23 protein-coding genes are annotated in these 20538 nt (G+C 40.9%); 19 read left to right on the forward strand and 4 right to left on the reverse strand.

Features of this window, described 5'->3' with window-relative positions; genetic code table 11:
- The first annotated feature begins 192 nt into the window (after positions 1 to 192).
- The 7 genes from GQA99_RS13805 to GQA99_RS13835 all read left to right on the forward strand — a co-directional run bounded on the left by GQA99_RS13805 (position 193) and on the right by GQA99_RS13835 (position 6867).
- The gene (locus GQA99_RS13805) at positions 193 to 1674 is read left to right on the forward strand and encodes a replication endonuclease (RefSeq protein ID WP_276615959.1); all 1482 of its coding nucleotides are present in this window, start codon (positions 193 to 195) and stop codon (positions 1672 to 1674) included.
- 119 nt (positions 1675 to 1793) lie between these two features.
- The gene (locus GQA99_RS13810; protein WP_160054539.1) at positions 1794 to 2282 is read left to right on the forward strand and encodes a hypothetical protein; all 489 of its coding nucleotides are present in this window, start codon (positions 1794 to 1796) and stop codon (positions 2280 to 2282) included.
- A gap of 43 nt (positions 2283 to 2325) precedes the next feature.
- Positions 2326 to 3504 (forward strand): SIR2 family protein, encoded by a 1179-nt coding sequence (locus tag GQA99_RS13815; RefSeq protein WP_160054541.1) that lies wholly within the window; start codon positions 2326 to 2328, stop codon positions 3502 to 3504.
- The gene (locus GQA99_RS13820; protein ID WP_160054543.1) at positions 3501 to 5306 is read left to right on the forward strand and encodes an ATP-binding protein; all 1806 of its coding nucleotides are present in this window, start codon (positions 3501 to 3503) and stop codon (positions 5304 to 5306) included. Before GQA99_RS13815 ends, GQA99_RS13820 begins: the two co-directional genes overlap by 4 nt.
- Before the next feature lies 1 nt (position 5307).
- A complete protein-coding gene (locus GQA99_RS13825) occupies positions 5308 to 5514 on the forward strand; it encodes a KTSC domain-containing protein (RefSeq protein ID WP_160054545.1) in 207 nt (68 codons plus the stop codon).
- 114 nt (positions 5515 to 5628) lie between these two features.
- Positions 5629 to 6129 (forward strand): SLATT domain-containing protein, encoded by a 501-nt coding sequence (locus GQA99_RS13830; RefSeq protein WP_160054547.1) that lies wholly within the window; start codon positions 5629 to 5631, stop codon positions 6127 to 6129.
- A 129-nt stretch (positions 6130 to 6258) separates the two neighbouring features.
- On the forward strand, positions 6259 to 6867 hold the full coding sequence (locus GQA99_RS13835) for a hypothetical protein (protein ID WP_160054549.1): 609 nt from the start codon (positions 6259 to 6261) through the stop codon (positions 6865 to 6867).
- 20 nt (positions 6868 to 6887) lie between these two features.
- On the opposite strand, the gene GQA99_RS13840 is transcribed toward GQA99_RS13835, so the two are convergent.
- Positions 6888 to 8192, reverse strand: a complete 1305-nt coding sequence (locus GQA99_RS13840; protein ID WP_160054551.1) for a tyrosine-type recombinase/integrase — start codon at positions 8190 to 8192, stop codon at positions 6888 to 6890.
- A gap of 308 nt (positions 8193 to 8500) precedes the next feature.
- Here GQA99_RS13840 and GQA99_RS13845 point away from each other — a divergent pair, with 308 nt between their 5' ends.
- A complete protein-coding gene (locus tag GQA99_RS13845; RefSeq protein ID WP_160054553.1) occupies positions 8501 to 8980 on the forward strand; it encodes a DUF2947 domain-containing protein in 480 nt (159 codons plus the stop codon).
- 122 nt (positions 8981 to 9102) lie between these two features.
- Entirely contained in the window at positions 9103 to 9675 is a 573-nt protein-coding gene (locus tag GQA99_RS13850; protein ID WP_160054555.1) for a chalcone isomerase family protein, read from the forward strand.
- A gap of 159 nt (positions 9676 to 9834) precedes the next feature.
- Here GQA99_RS13850 and GQA99_RS13855 read toward each other — a convergent pair whose 3' ends face one another.
- The 3 genes from GQA99_RS13855 to flgA all read right to left on the reverse strand — a co-directional run bounded on the left by GQA99_RS13855 (position 9835) and on the right by flgA (position 11466).
- Complete coding sequence (locus GQA99_RS13855) at positions 9835 to 10260, reverse strand: flagella synthesis protein FlgN (protein WP_160054557.1); 426 nt, start codon at positions 10258 to 10260, stop codon at positions 9835 to 9837.
- Between the two features lie 95 nt (positions 10261 to 10355).
- Positions 10356 to 10685, reverse strand: a complete 330-nt coding sequence (gene flgM, locus GQA99_RS13860; protein WP_160054559.1) for a flagellar biosynthesis anti-sigma factor FlgM — start codon at positions 10683 to 10685, stop codon at positions 10356 to 10358.
- 73 nt (positions 10686 to 10758) lie between these two features.
- Positions 10759 to 11466: a flagellar basal body P-ring formation chaperone FlgA gene (flgA, locus tag GQA99_RS13865; protein WP_160054561.1), complete on the reverse strand. Its 708-nt coding sequence runs from the start codon at positions 11464 to 11466 to the stop codon at positions 10759 to 10761.
- A gap of 447 nt (positions 11467 to 11913) precedes the next feature.
- On the opposite strand from flgA, the gene GQA99_RS13870 reads away from it, so the two are divergent.
- The 10 genes from GQA99_RS13870 to GQA99_RS13915 all read left to right on the forward strand — a co-directional run bounded on the left by GQA99_RS13870 (position 11914) and on the right by GQA99_RS13915 (position 20524).
- Positions 11914 to 12834: a chemotaxis protein CheV gene (locus tag GQA99_RS13870; protein ID WP_160054563.1), complete on the forward strand. Its 921-nt coding sequence runs from the start codon at positions 11914 to 11916 to the stop codon at positions 12832 to 12834.
- 66 nt (positions 12835 to 12900) lie between these two features.
- Complete coding sequence (locus tag GQA99_RS13875) at positions 12901 to 13734, forward strand: CheR family methyltransferase (RefSeq protein WP_160054565.1); 834 nt, start codon at positions 12901 to 12903, stop codon at positions 13732 to 13734.
- Between the two features lie 136 nt (positions 13735 to 13870).
- Positions 13871 to 14269, forward strand: coding sequence for a flagellar basal body rod protein FlgB (flgB, locus tag GQA99_RS13880; RefSeq protein WP_160054567.1), 399 nt, complete (start codon positions 13871 to 13873; stop codon positions 14267 to 14269).
- A gap of 2 nt (positions 14270 to 14271) precedes the next feature.
- A complete protein-coding gene (gene flgC / locus GQA99_RS13885; protein WP_160054569.1) occupies positions 14272 to 14688 on the forward strand; it encodes a flagellar basal body rod protein FlgC in 417 nt (138 codons plus the stop codon).
- A 24-nt stretch (positions 14689 to 14712) separates the two neighbouring features.
- Positions 14713 to 15492 carry a flagellar hook assembly protein FlgD gene (flgD, locus tag GQA99_RS13890; RefSeq protein WP_160054571.1) on the forward strand — a complete coding sequence of 260 codons (780 nt, stop codon included), beginning with the start codon at positions 14713 to 14715 and terminating at the stop codon, positions 15490 to 15492.
- Between the two features lie 59 nt (positions 15493 to 15551).
- The gene (flgE, locus tag GQA99_RS13895; RefSeq protein WP_160054574.1) at positions 15552 to 16937 is read left to right on the forward strand and encodes a flagellar hook protein FlgE; all 1386 of its coding nucleotides are present in this window, start codon (positions 15552 to 15554) and stop codon (positions 16935 to 16937) included.
- 251 nt (positions 16938 to 17188) lie between these two features.
- A complete protein-coding gene (gene flgF, locus GQA99_RS13900) occupies positions 17189 to 17932 on the forward strand; it encodes a flagellar basal-body rod protein FlgF (RefSeq protein WP_160054576.1) in 744 nt (247 codons plus the stop codon).
- 11 nt (positions 17933 to 17943) lie between these two features.
- Entirely contained in the window at positions 17944 to 18732 is a 789-nt protein-coding gene (flgG, locus tag GQA99_RS13905; protein ID WP_160054578.1) for a flagellar basal-body rod protein FlgG, read from the forward strand.
- Positions 18733 to 18741: 9 nt separating this feature from the next.
- The gene (gene flgH, locus GQA99_RS13910; RefSeq protein ID WP_160054580.1) at positions 18742 to 19416 is read left to right on the forward strand and encodes a flagellar basal body L-ring protein FlgH; all 675 of its coding nucleotides are present in this window, start codon (positions 18742 to 18744) and stop codon (positions 19414 to 19416) included.
- A 10-nt stretch (positions 19417 to 19426) separates the two neighbouring features.
- Complete coding sequence (locus GQA99_RS13915; protein ID WP_160054581.1) at positions 19427 to 20524, forward strand: flagellar basal body P-ring protein FlgI; 1098 nt, start codon at positions 19427 to 19429, stop codon at positions 20522 to 20524.
- Positions 20525 to 20538: the final 14 nt, after the last annotated feature.

The following is a 20538-nucleotide window of genomic DNA, read 5'->3' on the forward strand; positions in this document are numbered from 1 at the left end:
AGACGGCTTCATCTTTAAATACCTGCGGATAACTCTTATGTGATTTTTTTAAACTCATATCGACCCCTTAATTTATTGACCATACTGTCTCAAAATTAAGTGTCCGATGGAATTAGACCACTACACCCGTTAACGGATTCCGTCTTAACCAATCTACAAAACGATTGTTTAACTGATGATGAACACTCCAAGGTGATGGGAATGATTAAACGTGCTTGTGATGAGTCATGGTGGAAACCAAAACTAAGACGACTTCACAATCGGCAAATCGAAACTATTTCACGTTTATTAAATCAAGTGAGCAAACATCGTGGTATTTATGCCAGTAACATTACCGTTGAGAATTTTAAATCTCAGTGGAAAAGTAATCGTGAATTACTTGAAAATACATTAGCCACTAATGAGCTTGATTACAGTGTAAATCTTGCAGAGCTATCAGATCTTAATGTCTCAAACCCTAAAATTCGTAAAGCTGAGCTGATGGTGCGCATTCGTGGATTTGAAGATTACGCAACAAAAATGGGTTATAAAGCGGTTTTTCTTACAATGACAACCCCATCTAAATATCATCGTTGTTTTGCTAAATCTGGTGCAGAAAACCCTAAATGGCAAGGCGCAACACCTTTGGATGGGCTAGATTATCTCAATCGAACATTCCAAAGAATTAGAGCATCACTTAATCGTGACAAAATTACTCCATTTGGCTTTCGAGTGGCAGAGCCTCACCATGACGGCACACCCCATTGGCATTTATTGTTATTTGTTGAAACTGAACAGCAACAACAATTAGTCGAAACCTTTCAAGAATATTGCCTACAAGAAGATGGTGACGAACAAGGTGCAAAAGAGCGCCGTTTTAAGGTTGAATACATCGACCCAAATAAAGGTTCAGCAACAGGTTACATTGCTAAATATGTTGCTAAAGGAATAGACGGCGAGGGGATTGAACACGACCTTTATGGTACTGAGTCTGTCACCGCAGCCACACGAATTCGTGTTTGGGCTTCTTGTTGGGGCATTCGTCAATTTCAGCAAATTGGTGGGGTAGGTGTTACACCTTGGCGTGAATTAAGACGGCTAAGTAAAATCACTGACGAAAGCCTAGAGTGGGTAGAACAAATTAGGCAAGCCGCAGATGACTCAGATTGGGGTCGTTACACTGAACTCATGGGGGGCGTTTTTTGTAAACGTGATGATCAGCTAATTAGACCTTTATACGAACATAAAAAACAAAAGCCTTTAAATCATACTTTTGATGACAATTGCCGCAATGCCTATGAAGACTCTAGGGATGCAGTGGCTCAACCTACTTTGAGTTCAATCGGTGTGCCAATACCAATTTCGGAAAATGCTAAGTGTCATCAGGGATTGAACACTAATGGCATTTCTGGAAATTCAGGAAAATTCCAAGATGCCAATGCGGAAATTAATGCGGGAATAGATTCTGATAGAAGCGAGGTATTACCTAAGCAATCCTGTAATTCAGTTCATGATAATGCTGAATCTAGTATCTATAAACTTAATCGATATGGTGACGAACTTATCGTGCAGTTAAAAGGCATTGTGGCTTTAGGCTTTGAGATCGTCACTAGAGTACATGAGTGGACGTTAAGCTATTCACAAGCTAATGGGAAAATTGAGCCTAATCGCTCTAACTTGGAGTTCTGTCAATAAGTGTACGTAATCCGAAATTAATAGTTAAATGAGGTCGTAATAAAAATGTTCAACTAAGATAGAAAAAGGAGTATTGTTAGTGCGTTATAGAATATTCAACATATGCTTAAGGAAGAGTAATGGACCCATTTTCACAATTGTTTGCAGCCTACCTGCACACGGTAAGCAATAGTATTGCTGAAGTGTATGTTGATTCAATGAACACCACGGTTACCTCGCAAAGCTTAGTATACAACGATACTAATATCAGATTTCAGCATCAGCTATGGAAGATAAAACCCAATAGCGTTTGTTCAGACCTTGAGCAACAAGCCACTCAATTCTCTAAATGCACTCAACAAGCCAAGACTATGTTCACTGAACTTTGCACTCAGCTATCCAGCATGGAAAATCTGAATCAGAGAGGGCGAAGCTTGTCTAACATGTACTGTAATGCATCTTTGAATTACAAACCTATGGTTGCTTATATCAGTGAGCCCGAGCAGAAGACAGATCAAGAGTTAAGGCAGAAAGAGTGCAATTTGATGATCCTTAAGGCAATGCAGGATAGTAGTGATGAAATGTTAAAACAAAAAAATACGGTTTGTGATAATTCATTGCTTCGTTAGAAGCCTCCGTTAATGAAAATAATAATTTTAGATAAGGCACCAAATGACAACTACAGTCCATAACCCTGATCAATATATGTATGACTTTCAGCATGTGCTAACTCATAGTAAAAAGAAAATTGGAATACTGTTAGGTGCTGGAGCCCCTGTAAGCATTGATGTTGGTACTGACGGTAATTGGAAACCTTTAATTCCTGACATAAAAGGACTTACTAAAATTGTTAGCGATAGTTTATCTGGTGCAGATATCACGGCTTTCAATGCTCTAGCCTCATCATTAGGTGACAATAATATTGAACTTATACTTTCACGAATTAGATCTCTTGCCGAAGTAATTGATGAAGCGGAAATTCATGGTTTAAATTCTGCGGGTTATATATCTCTGTCTCAAAAAATTTGCCAAAAGATCAAAGAAGTGGTGAATCAATCATTACCTAAAGGAGAAAATCCATATTCTCACTTAATCTCTTGGATTAATGGAATTAATAGAGATTATGCAGTAGAGATTTTTACAACCAATTATGATCTTCTTTTAGAAGAAGCTATGGAGAAAGCTAAAACCCCATATTTTGATGGTTTTTCAGGTGCAAAAGCAGCTTTTTTTGATCCATCAAGTATTTCAAGTAATGACATGCCCCCGAGGTGGATACGACTATGGAAATTACATGGTTCAATCAATTGGTCTAAAAATGAAAACGGTGAAATAGTCCGTGGAGATGGACTAGACGAAGGCAATATGGTTTATCCATCCCATATAAAATATGACCAAACTCAATCAGCTCCATTTTCATCTTTATTTGAGCGATTAAAAAGTTTTCTTCTCGAACCGGACAGCTTATTACTTACCACAGGCTTCTCCTTTGCTGATGCTCACATCACAGCTAAATTAGATGAATGCTTATCAGAAAATAAGTCCGCAGCGATATTTGCATTCCAGTTCAAAAAATTAGCTGATGAAAAAAATGCAACTACAGCAGCCCTACGTAGGCCTAACATTAGTGTTTATTGCAGTGATGGTGCCGTAATTAATGGAGTTAGTGCAAAGTGGAAAATAGGGGATGAACCAAGTAGAAATTGGGGGCGGATTAGGCAGGAATATTGGGATAATGACAAATTTAATTTAGGTGATTTTGTTAAGTTTGCCAAATTTTTAGCCAACTCAGGCGGTGGTAAAAGTTCATCGCCGTTAACATCGCACGAAGGCGAAGGAGATGTTAAATGAGTAAAAACCCAACACTTCTAGGAAAAATAATTTCCGTATCAGGTTCGTCTATAACTGTTGAGTTAACTTCTCAAGTTCGATCTGGCTTGTTAATTATTGAGGGGAAAACTCATAGAGTTGGTCAAGTAGGGAGCTTTGTTCGCATTCCACAAGGTTATAACAACCTATTTGGCGTAATATCAGAGACAAATGAAAGCCCATCACCAACTGACGAACGTAAAGAGTTTGATCAGAAGAGAATCATCAAAGTTGAGCTAGTAGGTGAATCTATTGGCTATGACTTTGAAAGAGGTATAAGTCAATATCCATCAATTAATGAAGAGGTTCACCTTGTAACCGAAGATGATCTTAAAAGAATTTACGGTGAAAAAAGTAATGGCCAAGTAGTCATAGGTAAACTATCAAGCTCCGACAGCATCAATGTCAGTGTTGACTTAGATAGCTTAGTAAGCAGACATTCAGCAGTTCTTGGTTCAACAGGCTCAGGAAAGTCCACTAGCGTATCTAGTCTTATAAGAGCAATTATTACATCCCACACCTCTGAGATCGTCATGCCTTCTGCAAGAATAGTATTATTCGACATACATGGTGAATATGCAGCTGCGCTTGGTGATATTGCTAGTGTTTTCTCTATTACACCAGCCAAAAATGAAGATAATTTCTATATACCGTATTGGTGTGTTTCCCCATATAGCTTATGTAACTTCCTTTGCGGTCATAATGAAAGTTTAAGCAACAAATTCATTGAGTTAGTTATTGAGGAAAAGAAACAATATGCAACAAAACACCCCGAACTAGCTATTGACCCTATTAAAGTTACTTCAATGACTCCACTACCATTTCGATTAAAAAATATTTGGTATGATTTATCACATTATGACAATGTCAATTATAACGAAAACACAAAAACCACCCCTTCATATAAAGATATTGGGGCTGCCGAAGATTTAAGAGCACCAGTATTTAACCCACCAGGAAATGCAAGTAATCCACCATTTAAAGGTGGTAAGCAAATTTGGCAGAAACAATTAGAGCAAATGCGAGCAATCCTATTAGATAGCCAATACTCATTTTTACTAAATCCAGGTGACTGGAATCCAGACTCAAATAATGAAATCGAAAAAGATTTACCAGAACTCATCAGCGCTTGGTTAACTAATAATAACCCAGTCACCATACTTAACCTCTCTGGCATGCCTTCTTCGCGTTTAGAATTATTACTTGGATCAGTAGTTGAAGTATTATTCGAATCAGCAATATGGGGGCGTTATCTAGATGATGGAATGAATAAAAAGCCATTATTATTAGTCATGGAAGAAGCACATCGTTATTTATCTAGTGAGAATACAGGGCTAGCCAAAAGTTTGATTCGACGAATAGCCAAAGAGGGAAGAAAGTTTGGTGTCGGCTCAATGCTTGTAAGCCAGAGACCTTCTGAAATTGATGAAACAATTTTATCTCAATGCGGGACATTATTTTCATTAAGAATAAATAATTCAACTGATAGGGCAAGGGTCAAATCCGCTATGGCTGATGGTCTTTCTGGAATTATTGATGCCCTTCCTATATTGAGAACAGGGGAAGCTATCGTTACTGGTGAAGCGGCAAAATTACCAATGAGGTTCAAGTTCAGGATTCCACAAGAAGGTCAATTTCCCGATAGTAAAGATCCTAAAATAGCTGATAGTTGGTCGAAAGAACCCCAGCAATCAAATTTTAAAGAACTAGTAAACTGCTGGCGTTTACAAGACACAAAACCATCTTTACCAGTAAATGATAATCAACCAAAAGAAGGGAAATAGCATGGAAAGAACACCTGTAGATTCGAGTAATCTGGTTTCAGTTGGATATGATGAGGATACATCAACACTTGAAGTTGAGTTTAATAGTGGTCTTTATCAGTATTTTGACGTGCCTGTTCACGTATACGAAGAACTAATGAACTCGGACTCAAAAGGTTCATTTTTACATAGGCATGTAAAAAATACTTATAACTACGAACAAATTTAGTTGTTCTGGAAGCTTTCTTTACTTGAATGGTAAAAAGTCATTTAAAAAATGCTGAAAGTTATAACAAGCAATTAGCTTCCTTAACTTGAACTGTAAAAGGGTATTTAGACAATTATGAAAGATAGTAATGACAATATTACTGAGTTAGCTGCTATTCCAAACAATATAAAAACTCAAACACTAATAACAAATTGGATAAAAAGGCTTCATGATGCCCAAATAGGTCACTATACATGTTCAGAACAATTATATAATAGGGCAAATTTGACAGGTTATGCACTGATATTATCATCTACAGTTGTGACTGCAATGCTGTTCATGGATGCTGAGGGTTATTATAAATTACTGCTGGTTTTCATGAGTATTCTTTCTGCAATACTATCTGGTGTAGTATCTTTTGCAAGATTTGCAGAGAAAGCAGAGCAACACCGCGCGGCTGCTAGCTGCTATGGTAAGTTAAGACGACAGCTAGAAAAACTTAATACAGTAGAACAAAAAGATGCCAACGAAGAGTTAAATAAACAATTAAAAATATTAAGGATAGAGTGGGAATACACGTCTAGGAATGCGCCTTTAACCCCGTTGTCCGCTATTGAAAAACTGTCTAAAAATTAACATTGACAAATTGGTTTAATGTTCAGTTTAATTGTTTTTTATATATAAATCAATGGCTAAGGTTTTTGTCAGTATAAGAGAAATTATATTGTCAGTACCTTACGTAAATACCTTTAAAGGGGCGGGTAAATGGAACAGCTGAATGATATTACTATTTTCATTTCCATGATTGTAACTGTTGCAGGATTAGCAAAGACCATTCATTACTTTAGAACAAGTAAATTTGCTAAAGAGGTCAAGAAATATGAAATTTTTAAAGAAGTTAAAATTCTGATTGAGGAAGATGAGGTATCAAATCTACCAATAATTTCCATGGCAATACAATGTCTTTCAAAAAGGGACATGACATTAGAGGAAATTAAGTGGTTTATCTATACAACTAACTCTTCGAAACATTTAAGAACATATAGTGAGCAAAAGCAGTTTATTACAATCGCAACAGATAATAAATCATTTGTGTTTAAAGAAAAGTACAGCTCGTTAAAATCAAGAATTCTAGAGTTATGTAAGCTGTTGGCTTTATATTCTATCATTGCTGGTTACGGTTTCTACATAATAGCCGGTTTCAGTGCTTCAGTTGAGTTAGATATGGTTATTATTTACGGTTCTATTGCTGCAACTTGCATAATTATAGGTTTATTTTTCTTACTAAAGTTTTTCATTTTAATTGATGCACATAAAACAATAAAACATCGTTTTTCCTCTAACTTTAAAGATGCAGTGAAAATACTTCTGTAAATAATGATCAAGTTTTAAATTTAACACCTCTCAAACAGCTCTCTCTTTTCTTCCTCTGAGAGCTGTTTAATTTCCCTCACCAATCGATCCACATTCGACTCATTTTGAAAAGTCCCCAGTAAATGAGCAGTAGTGATACCTAGCTCTTGCCTAACATGTTCAATATCCAAGTGAGCATAGGTACTGGCTGTGATGCTGATATCACTATGGCCTAACAGTTTACTGGTGGTTTGAATGTTACCGCCTCGCATGACGCTCCAGCTGGCAATGGTTCGCCTTAAATCGTGAATGGTAACGTTATCACCTTTTTCAGTACCGCGAAGCTCTGCACGTTCTGTAATGCGATGCCAGAAGCTGCCTTTACCTGCCTTTTCGATAATATGGCCTGATTGACTGCGCTCACTCGGGAATACAAAGCGTTCACCTTTTACTGCTTCTTGGCTGCGTCTGGTCAGAATATCCATTACTTCTTTTGTCAGTGGTACAGCATGAGGTTTTTTAATTTTCATTTTGCTGGTTGGGATGAGCCAAATACCACGTTGATGATCTATCTCGCGCCATTCCATACTGAACACGCAGCTTTTGCGCTGGCCTGTTAATAGCAACATCATCACCACATCGCGGTAAATAGGAAGCTCTAACTCTAAGGCTTCTAGTAGTCGCTTAACTTCATGCTCGGCTAAAATACGTTCTCGCTTTGTGCCTGCAAGTTTTTTGATATGCACAAATGGATTGACAGGCTGATCATTGAACATCGATTTGAGCAAGGTCAGGCACTTGTTTCTAATGGCGGCGGAGTTTTTAGTGATAATCAGTTTAATGAAGTTGTCTGCATCCGTTTTAGAAATGCTTTCAACTCTTAAATGACCAATGCGCGATTTGATATGTTTGTTCCAAATGGAATGAACATCATCCAATGATTTTTGCCGACGTTCACCAGATTTAATCTTGATGTTGAACTCAGCAACGTATGCGTCAAATAATTGTTGAACAGATAAGGATAGGGCATCTTCAAGTGCTATGGCTTCTTTGGCTTGTCGTTTAGATTCGTTGGGGTTAATACCTTGGGCAATGTCTACCGCGATTAATTTAGCCTGCTTGCGTGCCTGTTCAATGGTCAAATTGGGGAAGAGGCCAATAGTGACGGCAACGTCTTTGCTTAAGTGCTTACGTCTAAAGCGAAAATACTTTTTTCCTGATGGCATAACTTCTAAAATTAGGCCTTTAACTGACTCTCTTTGGTCTAAATCGGCAATTCTATAGCGTTTCGAGGCACTTTTTAGCTGTTCAAAACAGCGTTTATTGAAAGTAAATTCTTTATCCATAATCACTTAGCCTCGAAAGTTGTGCCGCCTATGTGCCGCCTCTGGGAACTATTTTGACTAATTTACAGTAATTTTGGTTAATGTCAAAAACGCAGTTTTAGATTTAAGGCGTTGATAAATAACATTTAGTTAATTTTGGTTAACTTTGGTTAAAGTTAACCAAACTCTCCTGTGGGGAGACCATATTCAATCGCTTTATCTCCTCTCTAATTACAATCTTTGTGTTTATTTTCTGTTGCGCTCTATCGCAGTTCACCTTGTTTTAACGCTATAATTACGCCTCATTTTATGTTGCCAGGAGCAGTTGTTTGTCACACTCATATATTCCGTTTGAACTTTATAAGCGTAAGTGGATTTTTAACCATAAAGATTTGCCGGTGTCAGACGATGACAAGGCGTTGATCAAGCCATTGGCTGATAAAAGTGCCATGGAAGTATGGAATAAGTGGATAAGCAATAAAAGCAGCCGTGCGGAACTATTCGAGAAAGGTGATTGGCCAGCAAAGCAAGATGCCTGGAGTGCTACTGAGCATTGGCAGTCTGCGTGGGATTCTCATGATAATGCACTGCCTGAAGCCATTTTAGAACACATTAAATGGCCAGATGATACTGTGATTTATTTCTGTTATGAAAAATATCAAGTGTTAGAAACCCGTTGGGATGTGTTTGTTCGTAACTGGAAGTGCTTTTTGTTTTTTGATGATGGTCCAATTTTAATGGCGCCAAAACACAAACAAGCATTGATGTTTGAGCAAAACGGCCAATATAAATTAGGGGTTAGAGGTTAGCTCCACACAACCAATGAATGACACCTGATGTTGAAATCATTATGTGCTTTTCAAGATTGATAGGCTCTACTCAAACAGATAATAACCATTTTATGAATAACAGATTATTTAAAAGAGATGACATGAAACTTTATGCGTTAATTGGTTTGGCTTTTTCGGTGTTATTGCCAACATTAGTACCAACTGCTGCACAGGCAAAAATGGTTGCTGATGTGAATGTAGCTGATCAAGCAATGTTTGCTGAGCAAAACCTGATGCTAAATGGTGCTGGTGTGCGCAGTAAGTTTTTTATGGACTTATATGTTGGCAGTTTATATTTGCCCGCAACAGCAAACCAATTAGATAGCGTGCTTGAGCAACCGATCGCGGTTATTCAGTTAACCATTACCTCTGGGATGATCACCTCAGATAAAATGCGCAGTGCGATTGAAGAGGGTTTTGACGCGGCAACCGATAATAATATTGGTTCGATTAAAACGGATATTCAACATTTTACCCAATTGTTTGCCGATGAAATTGTTGAGGGCGATCAATTTACTTTTGTGACTCAAAAAGGCAGGGGCGTGACCAGCATTAAAAATGATCAGGTTCAAGGTGAGATTGCGGGTGAGGCTTTCCGTCAGGCGTTATTAAAGATTTGGTTAGGCGATAACCCAGCACAAAAAAGCTTAAAACAGGATATGTTAGCGCAGTAAATCATCAGCTAGCTTCTGCTAGGGCTGACTGCGTGTTGCTAGGTGCTAGGGCGGACTTTGTCCTGCTAGGTGCTCTGCGCGACTTGAGCTGTTGCGCAGATTTTATAGTTTCTAGCCGCGAAGCGTCCTAGCAGTGTAGCGCTCTAGTAGCGAAGCGTCCTAGGCAGTGAAATCATTACCTAAGCTCGAAATAGTCGAGGTTTTACCTTTGTCATTATAGGTGAGGCTGGTGGCATTGCGGCTCACTTGTAATGCCTGGGCTAAACGATTTATCGTGGCAATATTATGCTCTATCAAGCTAGCGTTTTGGGTGTTGATCTGTTTGCATTCGGCAAGGATAGTTTTGGCCGTTGCGACTTTTTGAGCCAGCTCTGGAATGGATTTGAGTTTGTCTTGCTCTGGATGCGCAGCGAGCTTTTCATCGGTTGCTTTGAGTAAGCTCATGCGTTGCATTTTGTCTTTGGCGAGCGCTAACAGTTTGTCAGCATCTTGCTTAAGCAGGGCATCTTTTTCTTCAGTAATAAGCTGTTTTAGCACAGTGAGAGTTTGATGCTGAGCATCAAGTAGCACAGTTATATCGGTCATATATTACTCTTTGGTTTACGTAGTCAACACTTTCCTATGATGCAAAAGTGCACCGATAACAAAGGTTAAAATACAATAAAGAGTAACGGACTAGGCTACTCTTTATCGAACGATAGGCCACTCAATTCTGCTTCAAAACTAGCGATATTCGCGGCTAATTTTTCTGGGTCGACTTTATAACGACCTTCTGAGATAGCTTGTTTAATTTCAGCGACCTTTTTTTGATCGACTTCAGGTAATGCAGCCATTTTGGCTTGAGCACCTTGCAGCTGTTGCGCTTGCGAAGTAATGCTGACCGAATCAGTTTTAACTGGCGTGCCAGATTTCTGCGGCGCAGCAGTGTTGGTTTGCGAAGTAGACTGCGTGTCACGTGCGGTGCGCATCTGTGTATTGGTCGCAGTGTTGTGCTTAATATCAATTGCCATGTGAGGCTCCAGCGTAATGTATCAGGTTTTCCTTACAGGCTATCGGCGCTTGAGGAAAAAACTTTAGCGTATTTTACATTCTTACTTCAACTTCGCCAACGGCAATCACTATAGCTTCTAATTGTTTGTTACTTTGATTGTTTTTAACTCTAATGGCTTCGCCAATATTACCATCTCGCAAGGCTTCACCTAGAGTTTTTATTTGAATGTTGGCGGTTTTGGCGTAAATAGACACCATGTCGCCTTTGCACACAAAACATAAATTATTGCCTATGATGGGTGAGTCTTTAGCCACTCGGCGTTTCACTCGTGAACCAAGCAAACTGTGAATGTCTGAAAAAAACTGACCTTTTAGGCTGTACTGGTCAACATACATGATAGCCAAATGGTGGCTGTCGATGATTTGATCTGTTGAAAGCAACTCTGTTGCGACTACAACAGGGTATTGAATATCGACTCGTACCGAAAGATACATTTGCCAGGGGTAGTCATAGTCTGGGGTGCTACAGCCTATTTTTACGGTATTGTTTCGGCTGATATCACGTTCGCTTGCAAGCTCAACTGAGAGCGGAGGATAACAACGCGGCGGCGTCAGCCTTCCTTCTAAATTTTGCGGGGTAATTTCGACCTTAGCGTTTGAGTCTACATCAATTTTTTTTTCTACCGCCTCTTTAGCTAATTGATAAATGGTCGATAAAGATGGAGCCGTTGCTTCTTCACTGGCTAATGCCGGTAAAGAAAGCGAGAGTGAGCACAGAAAACATAAAAAAAATACTTTCATAATGAAGATACTAGCTTGTTTTGCCAGAATGCACCTATACTTTGAAAAACGATTAATACGCACAATATTCGGGCGTATTGAATAGACTAATAATCGATTGGTATGACGGCGAATCATATTCCTTACCCTCCGTCAAAAAAATACCATATCGGCTAGTTTATTAACTTAAAGCAAGTTGTATGCCTAGTTGTGATGATAAGTATTCGTTGTATCGCTGAGCTGGCAATGTTTAACTGGTGATAACAACATATGCGATTAATGCAGTATCAAGGATTTTGCTATTATCATTGTCAGCACGATGCAAACCGGGTCTAGAGCGTTAAACGTGGATTTATTGCAGAATTAGGTTTATTAATAAGAGTTTAGGTTTATTATCAAAAGTAGGTTTTACGATAATTTTAATAACAAATGTATCCTTTGGGTGACAGTTAACTACAAGGCCGCGCTATGTCGAGCATTTTAGATTCAGTAAATAAACGTACCCAGCTTGTTGGGCAAAACAGATTAGAGTTGCTGCTATTTAGGCTTAATGGTCGCCAACGCTTTGGAATTAACGTGTTTAAAGTAAAAGAAGTGCTGCAATGTCCTCCTTTAACTACCTTGCCTAAATTGAACCCATATGTAAAAGGTGTCGCGCATATTCGTGGTGCCACTATTTCTGTTATTGATTTAAGTGCCGCAACAGGTGGCCGCCCACTCACGTCAACAGAAAATTGCTTTATTATTATTTCTGAATATAACCGCAGCGTGCAAGGTTTCCTGGTGAGTTCTGTTGAACGTATTATCAACATGAACTGGGCTGCCATTATGCCGCCGCCACAAGGCGCAGGGCGTTACTCTTATTTAACTGCAGTGACAGAAATTGAGGGCGAGTTGGTCGAAATTTTAGACGTAGAGAAAATCCTTGATGAGATTTCTCCGGTTAAAACGGCTATTAGTAAAGAGGTTAATGAAACACTGACAATCGACAGAGAGCAGCATTACCATATCATGGTGATTGATGACTCTGCCGTGGCGCGTAAGCAAATTATTCGCTCACTTGAATCGTTAAATCTGCAAATCGATACGGCTAAAGATGGCAGAGAAGCATTAAATAAACTTAAAGCGATTGCCGCAGAAATGGACGATGTATCGCAAGAGATCCCGTTAATTATTTCTGATATCGAAATGCCCGAAATGGATGGCTATACTTTAACGGCCGAAATTCGTGACGATCCAAAGTTGAAGAAAATTAAAGTGGTATTACACACTTCACTCAGTGGCGTATTTAACCAGGCGATGGTTCAAAAAGTGGGCGCGAACGATTTTATTGCGAAGTTTAACCCAGATGAATTGGCCGCCGCGGTAAACAAACATTTGAGCTTATAACCGATTATAATGACAATGGTTTGAGTTGTTAAGCATACAAAAGCTTACTTATTTTAGGATGTTAATGTGACAGATAAATCACTTGCTGAAGCAGAGTACAATCAATTTAGGCTGTTTTTAGAGCAGCATAGCGGTATTGTGTTAGGTGAGAACAAACAATATTTAGTGCGTAGCCGTTTAGCCCCTTTAATGGGTAAGCATAACTTACCTTCATTATCAGAGGTGGTTAAAAAGTCGATGAAACCGACTGAGCGCCAGTTACGTGCTGAAGTGATCGACGCGATGACAACCAATGAAACCTTATGGTTTCGCGACCGTTATCCTTTCGAGTTACTGCACAACACCTTATTGCCTGAGTACAGTAAGCTAGGCCGTCCATTAAAAATCTGGTCGGCTGCTTGCTCATCAGGTCAAGAACCTTATTCTTTAGCGATGACAGTGCTTGAGTACCAACAGCGTAAGCCTGGCGCACTGCCTGGCGGAGCATCGATTCAGGCCACTGATTTATCGCCTTCAATGCTCGAACGTTGTAAAAATGCTGAATACGACAGTTTAGCGTTAGCGCGTGGTTTGTCTGATGAGCGTAAGCGTCAGTTTTTTGATGCTTTACCGTCGGGCAATATGAAACTGAAAGACAATGTAAAGCGTTTGGTTAACTTTAGAGCGCATAATCTACTTGAAAGTTATAGCTTATTAGGTAAATACGACATCATTTTTTGCCGTAATGTACTGATTTATTTTGCGCCAGAGGCAAAGGCTAAAATTTTGCGGCAATTTGCTGCCGCACTTAATCCTAAAGGGATTTTATTCTTAGGTGCGTCAGAATCTATTGCCGGTTTAACCGAAGAATTTAATATGGTTCGTTGTAATCCTGGTATTTACTATCAAAAGAAAACCTAGTTAAATAAACAGCTTACTAATTATATCATGCCGACATTCGTCGGCATGTTCATTTAAAATACTTATTCATACATTATTGTAATTGTTGGCATAACCTTTGCTTTAATTCTATCAGTTAGCTGATGGAGGCAATTTTATGGCGATTAATTTCGATAATGCATTAGGTGTTCACCAATACTCGTTGGGCGTACGAGCTCAAAGAGCAGAAGTGATTTCAAGTAATATCGCCAATGCCAATACTCCTCATTATAAAGCGCAAGATGTGGATTTTGCTTCTGCGATGAAAGCCGCGAGCTCTCATCAAAATGGCTTAAGTATGAGTCAAACCACCGAAAAGCACTTTGATTTGACTTCTTTAACCCAGCAACATGTGCAATATCGTGTGCCGACTCAACCCGATACCGGTGATGGCAACACCGTCGACACGCAGAAAGAACAATCTGCATTTATGCAAAATGCGCTCGAATATCAAATGTCACTGGGCTTTCTTGAAAGCAAATTTAGTGGCATGCGCAAAGCATTGCGAGGTGATTAATCATGAGTTTATTTAATATCTTTAATGTTTCTGGCTCTGGGATGTCGGCGCAATCTGTCAGGTTGAACACCACCGCCAGTAATATCGCCAATGCAGATTCTGTGTCGAGCAGTGTCGATAAAACCTATCGTGCACGTCATCCAGTGTTTGAGGCTGAAATGGCTAAAGCCAGTAGTCAACAAAATCAATCTCCTGGTGTGTCGGTAAAGGGCATTGTTGAAAGTGATAAACCGCTAATTAAAGAGTACTCGCCAGATCATCCACTTTCTGATGCTGACGGATTTATTTACAAACCAAACGTGAATGTAATGGAAGAAATGGCTGACATGATTTCAGCTTCGCGGTCTTACCAAATGAATGTTCAGGTAGCAGATGCCACAAAATCAATGCTGCAACAAACGCTCAGAATGGGTAAATAGTTTTGATTTTTCAAGGAGGCAGTTATGAGCCTAATTAATTCTTACAGTCAGTCTTTACCGCAGACCTCAAGCAGTGCGTCAAATACGAGTGCAGTCACTAAGAGTTCGGTACAAAGCACAACAACAATAACAGGTAACTCATTCCTTGATTCAATTCGGTTACCTGAAGAGAGCGCGGTTCCTGAAGCAAATGATCAATTGTTAAAGCAAGAAGACTTCTTTGCTTTGCTCAGTCAGCAGTTATCAATGCAAGACCCATTTGAGCCTGTAGATAACGACCAAATGATTGCCCAAATGGCATCATTTTCTACTGTTGATGGTATTTCAAATCTTAACGATGAAATTTTAAACCTCAATACCGTGATGAGTTCAAGCCAGGCATTACAGGCTTCGGGGCTTGTGGGGCGTAAGGTGTTAATCCCTTCTGACACCGGGGCTATTTCAGCCGAGAGTCCGGCCATGAATGGGGTGATTAGCACGCCTTCCGCTATCGATAGCATTTCAGTGAGTGTGCAAGATGCTACCGGGCAGGTGATTAAAACCTTTACTGTCGATGGCAGCGCCGGCGGCAACGTTGACGTGTCCTGGGATGGACTGGATAAAAATGGTTCGCCAGTAAAAGAAGGCCTTTATTCTATTAAGGCGAGTGGAAAAGTCGATGGCGAAGCCCAGGACTTAGCAGTATCTACTTATGCTCATGTTAGCAGTGTGTCATTAGGCACCGCTGCAACAGGGGCTATTTTGAATTTGCGCGGTGTCGGCGGTATTAAGTTATCTGACGTACTTGCCGTATCTGAAACTTAACATCATCAACATTTTCCAAATAAACGTGTTGATTATGAATTAAACCTTTGAGGTGAATTATGTCCTTTAACATCGCACTGAGTGGTATTGCTGCCGCGCAAAAAGACTTAAACACAACGGCAAACAACATTGCCAACGTTAACACTGTCGGCTTTAAAGAGTCGCGTGCTGAATTTGCCGATGTGTACGCAAACTCGATTTTCTCTAACAGTAAAACGGCAGTGGGTGGTGGTGTCACAACCACTCAAGTGGCACAGCAATTTCATCAAGGTAGTTTGCAATTTACCAGTAATGCACTGGATATGGCGATCAGCGGCGGTGGCTTTTTTGTTACCTCATCGGGTGTTGGCACACAAGATTTATCTTACACACGTGCAGGTGCTTTTAAAGTCGATTCAGACAATTACATGGTTGATGCCGCAGGCAACTTTTTACAAGGTTTTCCTGTTGATGATGAAGGTAGTTCAACTTCAGTAAGTTTAACTACCACGCAACCAATCAAAATTCCCGATACTGCCGGCAGCCCAGTTAAGACCGCTAATATATCGTTACAAATGAATTTAAATGTAGGGGAGGTCGCATTAGATCCTGCCAATTTTAATCCTGATGATTCCGATACATTTAATAATTCTACTTCTGTGACGATTTATGACTCATTAGGCGAGTCACATATCATGACCACTTACTTCGTTAAGCCAACGGGGGGGTCATATACAGGGGAAAGTAACTGGGTGGCTTTTTATGCGGTAGATGGTAAGCCTACCAATGTAGATACTCCAGGTGTATATCAGAAAGATACAGATACAGATACCGATGGGGATGGCTCCATTAATCCTACAGGTACAGCAACGGCAACGAATCCGACTACAGGAGGTGCTTGGAATGGTTCCGTATTAAGTTTTAATTCTGTTGGTGCTTACACTGGCAGCAATCCTTCAACGATAACAACAGAAACTCTCGGTAATACAGGTGCTAGTGTATTAGATCCTGGTGCAGATGGTACTCAAACCGTTACAGTGACTTTCAGTGGTCCAACTCAATATGCATCACCATTTGAAGTCACTGAATTAACACAAGATGGTATTACCGTTGGCCGCTTAACTAACGTCGGCATTGGCTCTGATGGATTAATCACTGCCAGTTACAGTAATGGTTCAACCGTGCCACTAGCGCGTGTAGCACTAGTGCGTTTTGCTAATGAGCAAGGCTTAACCCAGGTGGGTAATACCTCATGGCAAGCCAGTTTGGATTCGGGCCCTGCATTAGCAGGTGAAGCTAACAGTGGTACTTTTGGTAGCATTCGCTCTTCAGCACTTGAGCAATCAAATGTTGATTTAACAACAGAGTTAGTTGATTTAATTTCAGCTCAGCGTAACTTCCAGGCTAACTCTCGTACCCTTGAAGTGAACAATACCCTAAACCAAACAGTATTACAGATCCGTTAATCTTTACTCACTATTTTTGATTAACACACAAGGTGTTGCCGTTGTCGGCAACACCTTGCCATTTTAAATTTATCCCACTTGTTTTATCGTCCCACTGATGTTTTTTTGACTCTCAACCACTCCTGCCTTCTGTTTTTACTCTTTTATATTCAGCGTGTTGAATATAACTCACTAGCAATAAACTCCATTGGCATGATGCTTGCTATAACTCTACATATATTCATTTTGTAGAAAGTTTGACGGAGCAGCAAATGGACAAATTTCTTTATGTTGCCATGAGTGGCGCTAAGCAAGGCATGAATGCCTTAGCGGTCAGTGCTAACAACCTTGCCAACGCCAATACTGACGGTTTCAAGGCTGACATGACTCAAGCTCGCTCTATGCAGGCGTTTGGTGAAGGTTTACCTAGCCGCGTGTTTTCAATGATTGAAAGCCCAGGCAGTAACTTTGCAAGCGGCCCTATTGTTACCACGGGTCGTAATCTTGATGTCGCCGTTAAAGGCGATGGCTGGTTAGCGGTACAAGCAGCCGATGGCTCAGAAGCATATACCCGAGCCGGTAGCTTAAAATTTGACAGTACTGGTTTGCTGGTAAACAGCAGCAACCGCCCGGTAATGGGCGATGCAGGGCCAATCGTATTACCACTGCCCATTGAGCACGTCGAAATTGCCGCCAACGGTATTATCTCTGTGAGACCACAAGGTGCAACAGCAGAAGTGATTGAAGAAGTTGCCCGCATCAAATTGGTTAATCCAGGTAACAATCAAATGATGCGTGGTGAAGACGGTTTATTTCGTCTTATGGCCGGCGGTAACGCGCCAACGGATCCCAATGTTGCAGTAGAAAGCGGCGCGGTTGAAGGCAGTAACGTTAACCCAGTACATGAAATGGTCGCAATGATAGATATTCAGCGTCAATACGAGATGCAAGTCAAAATGATGAAGAACGCCGAAGAGATTGATCGTGCGTCGACTTCCTTGATGAGAATTAGTTAGGAGTAATTATTATGATTCCAGCGTTATGGATAAGTAAAACAGGTGTTGATGCGCAGCAAACAAACATCGCGGTCATTTCTAACAACGTGGCTAACGCCAGCACGGTTGGATTCAAAAAAAGTCGCGCTGTGTTTGAAGATTTACTGTATCAAACAGTCAATCAAGCCGGCGGCGTCAGTGCAGACAACACCAAACTACCTAATGGCCTAAATATTGGTGCGGGTACCAAAGTAGTCGCCACTCAAAAAATGTTTACCCAGGGCAGCATGCTTACCACCGACAACTCATTAGATTTAATGATTGAAGGCTCAGGCTTCTTTGAAGTGCAAATGCCAGACGGCACAGCAGCTTACACCCGTAACGGTCAATTTAGCCTGGATGATACCGGCCAAATTGTGACTCCAGGCTCCGGCTATGTGGTGCAACCTGCCATTACTATCCCAGACGATGCCACCAGTATTACCGTGTCAGCAGAAGGTGAAGTGTCGGTGCAAATTCCAGGCACTGCAGAAAGCCAGGTGATTGGCCAGTTAACCATGACCGACTTTATTAATCCGTCAGGGTTAGACCCATTAGGGCAAAACCTCTACACCGAAACCGGTGCCAGCGGTACGCCAATTCAAGGCACTGCATCGCAAGATGGTTTAGGTGCCATTCGTCAGGGCGCGTTAGAAACCTCTAACGTTAACGTGACCGAAGAGCTAGTGAACTTAATTCAAGGTCAGCGCATTTACGAAATGAACTCAAAAGTCATTTCAGCGGTTGACCAAATGCTGTCTTACGTTAATCAGAATCTCTAAGGAGTTATCATGATTAAATACATAACGTTAGCGTCGATGATTTTATTGGCTGGCTGCAGTTCTACACAAAAAAAGCCCATTGCCGATGACCCATTCTATGCGCCGGTATACCCAGACACGCCGCCGACGCAGGTAGCCGCAACGGGATCTATTTATCTTGATACGCAAGCCTCGAGCTTGTTCTCCGACATTCGTGCGCATCGCGTCGGCGACATCATTACCGTCACCCTAAAAGAGTCTACTCAAGCCAAAAAAAGCGCCAATAATGACATCTCTAAAGGCAGTGACTTAAATGTAACACCTGTTTATGCCGGCGGTAAAAACGTGTCAATTGGCGGAGTGCCAATTGATCTAGGCTACTCAGATAGCATGAACACCAAACGTGAAGCAGATGCCGACCAATCTAACAGTTTAGATGGCAGTATTTCGGCTAACGTTATGCAAGTGCTCAGCAACGGCAACCTCGTTATTCGCGGCGAAAAATGGATTTCAATTAATAACGGTGATGAGTTTATTCGCGTTACCGGCATCGTTCGCAGCCAAGACATCAATCCAGACAACACCATCGACTCAACCCGTGTTGCCAATGCCCGTATTCAATACAGCGGCACAGGCACATTTGCAGACTCACAAAAAGTGGGTTGGTTGAATTCGTTTTTCTTGGGTGACTGGTGGCCTTTTTAAGGAGTAATACATGAAAATCAAATTGCTGGTTTCGCTAATGACCTCGCTGTTAATCCTAACAGCCCCTGTTCATGCAGAGCGCATAAAAGATATCGCCAATATTCAAGGCGTAAGAAGCAACCAGTTAATTGGTTATGGTTTAGTGGTGGGTTTACCCGGTACCGGTGAAAAAACCCGTTATACCGAACAAACTTTTCGCACCATGCTTAAAAACTTTGGCATTAATTTACCTGATTCGGTAAGACCTAATTCAAAAAACGTCGCGGTAGTGGCAGTGCATGCTGACATGCCAGCGTTTATTAAGCCGGGTCAAAACCTTGACGTTACCGTGTCGAGTTTAGGTGAAGCCAAAAGTTTACGTGGTGGTACGCTCATTCAAACCTTCTTAAAAGGGGTTGATGGCAACGTTTATGCCATTGCACAAGGCAGCCTTGTAGTGAGTGGTTTTAGTGCCGAAGGCCTAGATGGCTCGCAAGTGATTCAAAACACTCCAACGGTAGGCCGAATCCCCAGTGGCGCCATTGTTGAGCGCAGTGTTGCCAGCCCATTTGCAAGTGGCGACTACCTTACGTTTAACTTACGTCGATCAGACTTTTCAACCGCAAAACGCATGGCCGATGCCATTAATGATTTACTCGGCCCAGAAATGGCCCGCGCCATTGATGCAACGTCTATTCAGGTCAGCGCGCCGCGCGATGCATCACAACGTGTGTCATTTTTATCAACCCTTGAAAACATTGAAGTTGAGCCAGCAGACGAGTCAGCCAAAGTCATTGTTAACTCTCGTACCGGCACCATTGTGGTCGGTCAGCACGTTAAGTTATTACCTGCAGCGGTGACCCATGGCGGCTTAACCGTCACCATTGCTGAGGCCACTCAAGTGTCACAACCTAACGCGTTAGCGGGTGGCGATACCGTGGTGACCACCAACAGCACTATTGATGTGTCAGAAAAAGACCGTCGTATGTTTATGTTTAATCCAGGCACCAGCCTTGATGAGCTTGTAAGAGCCGTCAATCTAGTAGGCGCCGCACCATCTGATGTTCTTGCCATACTCGAAGCGTTAAAAATGGCAGGGGCTTTGCATGGTGAACTTATCATCATCTAAAAATTGTCGGTATG

Source organism: Shewanella litoralis, assembly GCF_009828585.1.
GTDB lineage: Bacteria > Pseudomonadota > Gammaproteobacteria > Enterobacterales > Shewanellaceae > Shewanella > Shewanella litoralis.